Origin of the sequence: Burkholderia sp. Ax-1720, from assembly GCF_011753035.1 — a bacterium.
GTDB classification, from domain to species: Bacteria; Pseudomonadota; Gammaproteobacteria; order Burkholderiales; family Burkholderiaceae; genus Burkholderia; species Burkholderia gladioli.
Genome location: NZ_VWWK01000275.1, coordinates 1 through 6,322 on the forward strand (window position 1 = coordinate 1; position 6,322 = coordinate 6,322).

The window sequence follows — 6,322 nt, forward strand, 5'->3', positions numbered from 1 at the left end:
CCTTTAGCCTGATGACCATAGCGAGTCGGTACCACCCCTTCCCATCCCGAACAGGACCGTGAAACGACTCCACGCCGATGATAGTGCGGATTGCCCGTGTGAAAGTAGGTAATCGTCAGGCTTCCCTCATGACAACCCCCGTTGCCCTAGGCAGCGGGGGTTTTGTCTTTCCAGCCGCCAGAAAACTAATCCAATTCAAATCCCTTATCCCCGTCTGGATTAGTCGCGCGCGATGGTATGCTACGCGTCCCCGATGCGGAACGAATTGCATCCGCCATCCGGTCAAATTCAATTGCCCCGTCTGATTCGCGATTTATTCGCCGATTAATCGCAGCCATCAAGCGGGATAATCAGCAAGGAACCATGACTGCAACTTCCAGCGATAAGACAACCCAGCCGATTTCCATCGTGAGGATCGAATCCGCGATCAATGCATGGCGTGAAATTCATCTGCCCGCCGAGATCGACGAGGACTACGCGCTCGACAGCGCGAGCAGTTGTCTCGCTGAGGTATATGGTTCGATGATTTTCCACGGCGAATCGAGCGTCGAACTCGAGCTGCTGACGCAGGACCAGCGCGACGCGCTGCTGGCGACCGAGGTCTGAGCGTCGCCGCGCGCGGCACCTTCGTCGCGCGTTTCCCGAATTCTTGAATGAATGCAGTCCCGATGGACCCGCGTCGTCGATAAAACCCGCATCGACACGCGGGCGAAAGCTCGCGTGCGTATCATTCGGGAGTACCATCGCCGCTCGGCACGCCTCGCCGGCTCCCACCATCTTCCGCTCGATCAAGCGCATGACCGACTCCAACGTGGATCGTCGCCCGACGACAGGTTTCCTCCCGTACCTCGTGGCCGCCACGTTCTTCATGGAGTATCTCGACACGACCGTCATCGCCACCGCCTTGCCGCAGATGGCCAGGTCGTTCGGCGTCGGCCCGAATGCGCTCAGTCTCGGCATGACCGCCTACATGCTGGCGCTCGCCGTGTTCATTCCGATCAGCGGCTGGATCGCCGATCGTTTCGGCTCGCGCACCGTGTTCGGCTCCGCCATCGCCGTGTTCACCATTGCATCCGTGCTGTGCGGCATGTCCGACGGCGTCGGCACCTTCACGGCCGCGCGTCTGCTGCAGGGCATCGGAGGCGCGATGATGGTGCCGGTCGGCCGCATGATCGTGGTACGCAGCACCGACAAGGCCCAGCTGATGCGCGCCATCGCGACCATCACCTGGCCGGGCATCGTCGCTCCCGTGGTCGGGCCGCCCGTCGGCGGCTTCATCACCACCTACGCATCCTGGCGCTGGATCTTCCTGCTCAACGTGCCGCTCGGCATCGCCGCGCTCGTTTGCGTGCTGCTGCTGGTGAGGAATGAACGCGCCGAGGAGGCACGTCCGCTCGACTGGCTCGGCTTCATCCTGTCGGGCGCGACACTGACCTGCGTGCTGTGCGGCACCGAAGCGCTCGGCCAGCAGGATGCGCACTTCATGGAAGCGCTGGGCCTGATCGTGGCCGCCGCCGTGTTCGCTGCGCTCGCCTGGTGGCACGCGCAGCGCACGCCGCATCCCTTGCTCGATTTCGGCACGCTGAAGGTGCCGACCTTTTCCGTGACCGTCTTCACCGGCTCGATCACGCGGATCGCGATCAACGCGGTGCCCTACCTGCAGCCGCTGCTGTTCCAGGTCGGCTTCGGCATGTCGCCATTCCAGTCCGGCCTGCTGCTGCTGGCCAGCGCGACCGGCAATCTAGGCATGAAGGCGCTGACCTCGTGGATTCTCGACCGCTTCGGCTTCCGCCGCGTCGCGCTGGTCGACGTCACGATCGCCGGCTTCGCGACCATCGCCTGCGGCTGGCTCACGGCCTCCACGCCGCTGGTGATCACGTTGTTCGTGGTGTTCGTCTATGGCCTGTCACGCTCGATGCAGTTCTCGACGCTGGCCACCCTGGCCTTCGCCGACGTTCCGCCGAAGCAGACCAGCGCCGCCAGCACGCTGTCGAGCGCCGCGCAGCAGATGACGATCGGCATGGGCATCGCTTTCGGCGCGATGTCGTTGCGCCTCGCCTCGCTGATGCGCGGCGACGAAACCGGCACGCATTACGTGATGGCCGATTTCCGCTGGGCCTTCCTGGCCGCCGGCGTGCTCGCGCTGCTGACGCTGCCCGGTTACGCGCGTCTCGCCGCCAATGCCGGCGATCGCCTGCGCGCGAGCATGTCGAAGAGCTGAACCCGGCTCACTCGGCGTCGTGGAAGATCAGGCCCAGCGTATGCCGATGTCCGCTGCGCAGCCGGCTCACGCCATGCCGCAGATTCACGCGATAGACGCCGCGCACGCCTTGTTGCGGCCGTCCATGCACGGCGAAGATCGCCGCATCGCCGCGCGCGAGCGGCACCACCTCCACGCGTGACTGCATGCGCGGTCGCTGCTCGGTCAGCACGAATTCCCCGCCGGTGAAATCCTCGCCCGGCTGGGACAGCAGGACGGCGACCTGCAGCGGAAACACGTGCTCGCCATACAGGTCCTGGTGCAGGCAGTTGTAGTCGCCATCCCCGTAGCGCAGGATCAACGGCGTGGGCCTCGACTGGCCGGCCGCATGACAGCGCGCGAGAAAGGCCTCGTGCTCGGCCGGGAAGCGCGACTCGATGCCGAGCGCGCGATGCCAGTCGTTGGCGATCGGCGCGAGCGGCGCATACATCTCGCGTCGCAAGCGAGCCAGCCCGTCCGGCAGCGGATAGGCGAAGTAGCGATACTCGCCGCGACCGAAGCCATGACGAGCCATCACCACCCGGCTTCGATAACGCGCCTCGTCGTCATAAGCGGCGATCAGCGCATCGCAGGCGCGTCGATCCAGCAGGCCTTTCACGACCGCCACGCCATGCGCGTTCAGCGCGTCGCGAATCGCGGCCCAATCGAGCGAGGCCGGCGCGAGTGCGCCGGCCAGCACCGGATCCGGATCGACCCAATCGAGCGGGGAGGGAAACGACGCCGCGCGGCGTCGCTCGGGGCAGGCAGTCATGATGGCGCTCCGCATCCATACGTCAGGGCGACCATCCTATCGACCGGCGGGGCGCGACGCGCCCCGATTCTTGCGCTGTATTTCCGCGCCGTCATGCACGGCGCCCGGCGTGCCGGATCAGAACAGCGAGTGGAACACCCAATACAGCAGGCCCGCCAGCGCGATCGAGGCCGGCAGCGTCAGCACCCAGGCCAGGATCAGGCTGCGCACGGTCGACCATTGCAGGCCCGAGCCGTTCGCCGCCATGGTGCCCGCCACGCCCGAGGACAGCACGTGGGTGGTCGACACCGGCAGCCCGTACATGTCGGCGGCGCCGATCGTGATCATCGCGACCGCCTCGGCCGAGGCGCCCTGGCCATAGGTCAGGTGCTGCTTGCCGATCTTCTCGCCGACCGTCACCACGATGCGCTTCCAGCCCACCATGGTGCCCAGGCCGAGCGCCAGCGCGACGGCCACCTTGACCCAGGTCGGGATGAACTTGGTGGCGTGATCGAGCTGCTGGCGATAGTTGTCGATCGCGGCGTGGTCGTCGGCGGAGAAGGCCGGCTGCTTGGCCTTCTCCATCAGGCGGATCGCTTCCGACACCAGGTACATGGTGTTGCGCAGGTTGTCGACATCGCCTTGCGGCACGCTCGCGATCGAGCCCGTCGAGCCGACCGCGGCCGCCAGCGAGTTCGACAGTTGCTGCACGGCCGGCAGCGTTTCCGGCTTCAGCTCGCGCGTCTGCACGTAGGTCTCGACCGCCTGGCGCGAGTTGGCCGGCGCCGCGATGCCGTTGGTGTACTTGCCGAAGGAGGCCGCGGCCTGGTGCGCGACGGCGATGAAGGTTTGCGACTCGGCCGGCGTGACGGCCTTGTTCAGCGCATAGGCGGTCGGCACGGTGCCGATCAGGATCAGCATGATCAGGCCCATGCCCTTCTGGCCGTCGTTCGAGCCGTGCGCGAAGGACACGCCGGTGCAGGTCAGGATCAGCAGGCAGCGGATCCAGAACGGCGGCGCCTGGTCCTTGGGCGGCTCCTTGTAGAGCGCCGGCACCTTCAGCACGGCCTTGAGGATCAGCAGCAGCAGGCCGGCGAACAGGAAGCCGACGATCGGCGAGACCAGCAGCGACTTGCCGACGCCGAGCGCCTGGCTCCAGTCCACGCCGCTGGTGCCCGAGGCGCCGTGCATCAGCTGGTTCATCAGGCCCACGCCGATGATCGAGCCGATCAGCGTGTGCGAGCTCGAGGAGGGCAGGCCGAAGTACCAGGTGGCGAGGTTCCAGACGATGGCCGCGATCAGCAGCGCGAACACCATCGCGAAGCCGGCGCCGCTGCCGACCTGCAGGATCAGCTCGACCGGCAGCAGTTGCAGGATGCCGAACGCGACCGCGCCGCTGGAGAGCAGCACCCCGGCGAAATTCCACAGCCCCGACCAGACCACGGCGACGTTCGGGGTCAGCGAATGCGTGTAGATCACGGTGGCGACCGCGTTGGCCGTGTCGTGGAAGCCGTTGACGAACTCGAAACCGAGCGCGATCAGCAGCGCCGTGCCGAGCAGCAGGTAGGGGAAGATCGAATGTTCGCCGACCGGGGCGAGGTCGGCGAGCAGGTGGCTGAGCACGTAGGCGCCACCGGCGACCAGCACGACGAAGAAGATCACCAGACCGAGATGCCGCGAGCGGCCGAGGTCGACTGAGGACGACGCAGGTTGATTCATGGCGGGCAGGGGGAGGTGGGTTGCGGGGATCGCCCGATCCTAGCGCCGCGACTTAGGCAGTTTGATGACATTGCAGGAAGCCGCCCGATGTCTTTCGTTCTGCTTTCGATCGCGGGCGATGATCGCGCCGCGCACACCGCTTGCTGCCGTGCCCCCTTGGCCGCCTCGGGCGGCTTCGGCTTCAGCGCGCCGGCCGCGCCGCCGGCGCTCCCGCGAAGCGCCGCGCGCCGGCCACGCAGGCCACCACCACCGCCGTCACCACCAGCATCGAGGCCGGCACCGCCTCGTGCAGCAGCCAGGCGGCCAGCAGGAAGCCGAAGAAGGGCTGCAGCAGCTGCAACTGGCCGACGCCGGCGATGCCGCCGAGCGCCAGCCCGCGATACCAGAACACGAAGCCGATCAGCATGCTGAACAGGGACACATAGGCCAGCCCCCACCAGGCCGGCGCCTCGATCGCGGCGAACGAGGCCGGGCGCATCGCGATCGCGACCGGCAGCATCAGCGGCAGCGACAGCACCAGCGCCCAGGAGATCACCTGCCAGCCGCCCAGCTTGCGCGACAGGCGCGCGCCTTCCGCGTAGCCGAGCCCGCAGACCAGGATCGCCGCCACCATCAGCAGGTCGCCCAGCGGCGAGGCGCCGATGCCGTCGCGCAGCGCGAACGCGACCACCGCCGCGCTGCCGATCGACGAAAACACCCAGAAGGCCGCGCGCGGACGCTCGCCGCCGCGCAGCACGCCGAAGATCGCGGTCGCCAGCGGCAGCAGCCCGACGAACACGATCGCGTGCGCCGAGGTGATGTGCTGCAGCGCCAGCGCGGTCAGCAGCGGAAAGCCGACCACCACGCCGAACGCGACGATCGCCAGCGGCAGCAGGTCGACGCGCGCCGGCCGCGATTCGCGGAAGGCGAGCAGCAGGGCGATCGCCAGCAGCCCGGCGATCGCCGCGCGCGCCACCGTCAGGAACAGCGGGTCGAAGCCGTGCACGGCGATCCGCGTGGCCGGCAGCGAGCCGCTGAAGATCAGGACACCGAGGAAACCGTTCAGCCAGCCTTGGGTGGAGTTCTGCATGGCGCATCCGTCGAATGAATGGAAGGAGGAGCGTTCCAGCATCCCATGCCGGGGCGCCCAGGTTAAGCTACGGATCAGCACAATCCAGGGAAACTGTACTGATCAGGGAGCCGGACAGATGGCGAGCGAACAAGGGGTGAGGGCGGCGGAGCCCGCGGCCACGGGCAGCCGCGTCGCGCGGGTGATGGCCACGCTGCGGGCGCGGATCGCCAGTCGCAGCCTGATGCCGGGCGCGCGCGTGCCTTCGGTGCGCTCGATGGCGGAGCTGCTCGGCGTATCGAAATCGACCGTGGTCGAGGCCTATGACCGGCTGGTGGCCGAGGGCGCGCTATCGGCCCGGCGCGGCGCCGGTTTCTTCGTGGCCGGCCACGCGCCGCCGTTCGCGCTGGCCGACGTGGGCCCGAGCCTGGACCGCGAGCTCGACCCGCTGTGGCTGACGCGGCAATCGCTGGAAGCCGGCAGCGATGCGCTGAAGCCCGGCGCGGGCTGGCTGCCGGCCGCCTGGCTGCCCGACGAGGGCGTGCGCCGCGCGCTGCGGACCGTG

Annotated in this window: 6 protein-coding genes and 1 rRNA gene; 4 read left to right on the top strand and 3 right to left on the bottom strand. The window is 67.7% G+C overall.

Features of this window, described 5'->3' with window-relative positions; all coding sequences use genetic code 11:
• The first annotated feature begins 7 nt into the window (after positions 1-7).
• From rrf to F3J18_RS34980, 3 genes are all read left to right on the top strand, one after another.
• Positions 8-121, top strand: a 5S ribosomal RNA gene (gene rrf, locus F3J18_RS34970).
• Between the two features lie 242 nt (positions 122-363).
• Entirely contained in the window at positions 364-606 is a 243-nt protein-coding gene (locus tag F3J18_RS34975) for a DUF3717 domain-containing protein (protein WP_013689375.1), read from the top strand.
• 190 nt (positions 607-796) lie between these two features.
• Positions 797-2,221, top strand: coding sequence for a DHA2 family efflux MFS transporter permease subunit (locus F3J18_RS34980; RefSeq protein WP_166916671.1), 1,425 nt, complete (start codon positions 797-799; stop codon positions 2,219-2,221).
• 7 nt (positions 2,222-2,228) lie between these two features.
• Here F3J18_RS34980 and F3J18_RS34985 read toward each other — a convergent pair whose 3' ends face one another.
• The 3 genes from F3J18_RS34985 to F3J18_RS34995 all read right to left on the bottom strand — a co-directional run bounded on the left by F3J18_RS34985 (position 2,229) and on the right by F3J18_RS34995 (position 5,778).
• The gene (locus F3J18_RS34985) at positions 2,229-3,011 is read right to left on the bottom strand and encodes a 2OG-Fe(II) oxygenase (RefSeq protein WP_240154765.1); all 783 of its coding nucleotides are present in this window, start codon (positions 3,009-3,011) and stop codon (positions 2,229-2,231) included.
• Between the two features lie 117 nt (positions 3,012-3,128).
• Complete coding sequence (locus tag F3J18_RS34990) at positions 3,129-4,709, bottom strand: inorganic phosphate transporter (protein ID WP_025102213.1); 1,581 nt, start codon at positions 4,707-4,709, stop codon at positions 3,129-3,131.
• Positions 4,710-4,890: 181 nt separating this feature from the next.
• A complete protein-coding gene (locus F3J18_RS34995; RefSeq protein WP_166916673.1) occupies positions 4,891-5,778 on the bottom strand; it encodes a DMT family transporter in 888 nt (295 codons plus the stop codon).
• Positions 5,779-5,962: 184 nt separating this feature from the next.
• On the opposite strand from F3J18_RS34995, the gene F3J18_RS35000 reads away from it, so the two are divergent.
• The coding region (locus tag F3J18_RS35000; protein WP_166916675.1) for a GntR family transcriptional regulator at positions 5,963-6,322 on the top strand (360 nt) is incomplete at its 3' end.

Coding starts and splice junctions, on each gene's coding strand:
- F3J18_RS34975 (WP_013689375.1), top strand. CDS start 364: ATGACTGCAACTTCCAGCGATAAGACAACCCAGCCGATTTCCATCGTG.
- F3J18_RS34980 (WP_166916671.1), top strand. CDS start 797: ATGACCGACTCCAACGTGGATCGTCGCCCGACGACAGGTTTCCTCCCG.
- F3J18_RS34985 (WP_240154765.1), bottom strand. CDS start 3,011: ATGACTGCCTGCCCCGAGCGACGCCGCGCGGCGTCGTTTCCCTCCCCG.
- F3J18_RS34990 (WP_025102213.1), bottom strand. CDS start 4,709: ATGAATCAACCTGCGTCGTCCTCAGTCGACCTCGGCCGCTCGCGGCAT.
- F3J18_RS34995 (WP_166916673.1), bottom strand. CDS start 5,778: ATGCAGAACTCCACCCAAGGCTGGCTGAACGGTTTCCTCGGTGTCCTG.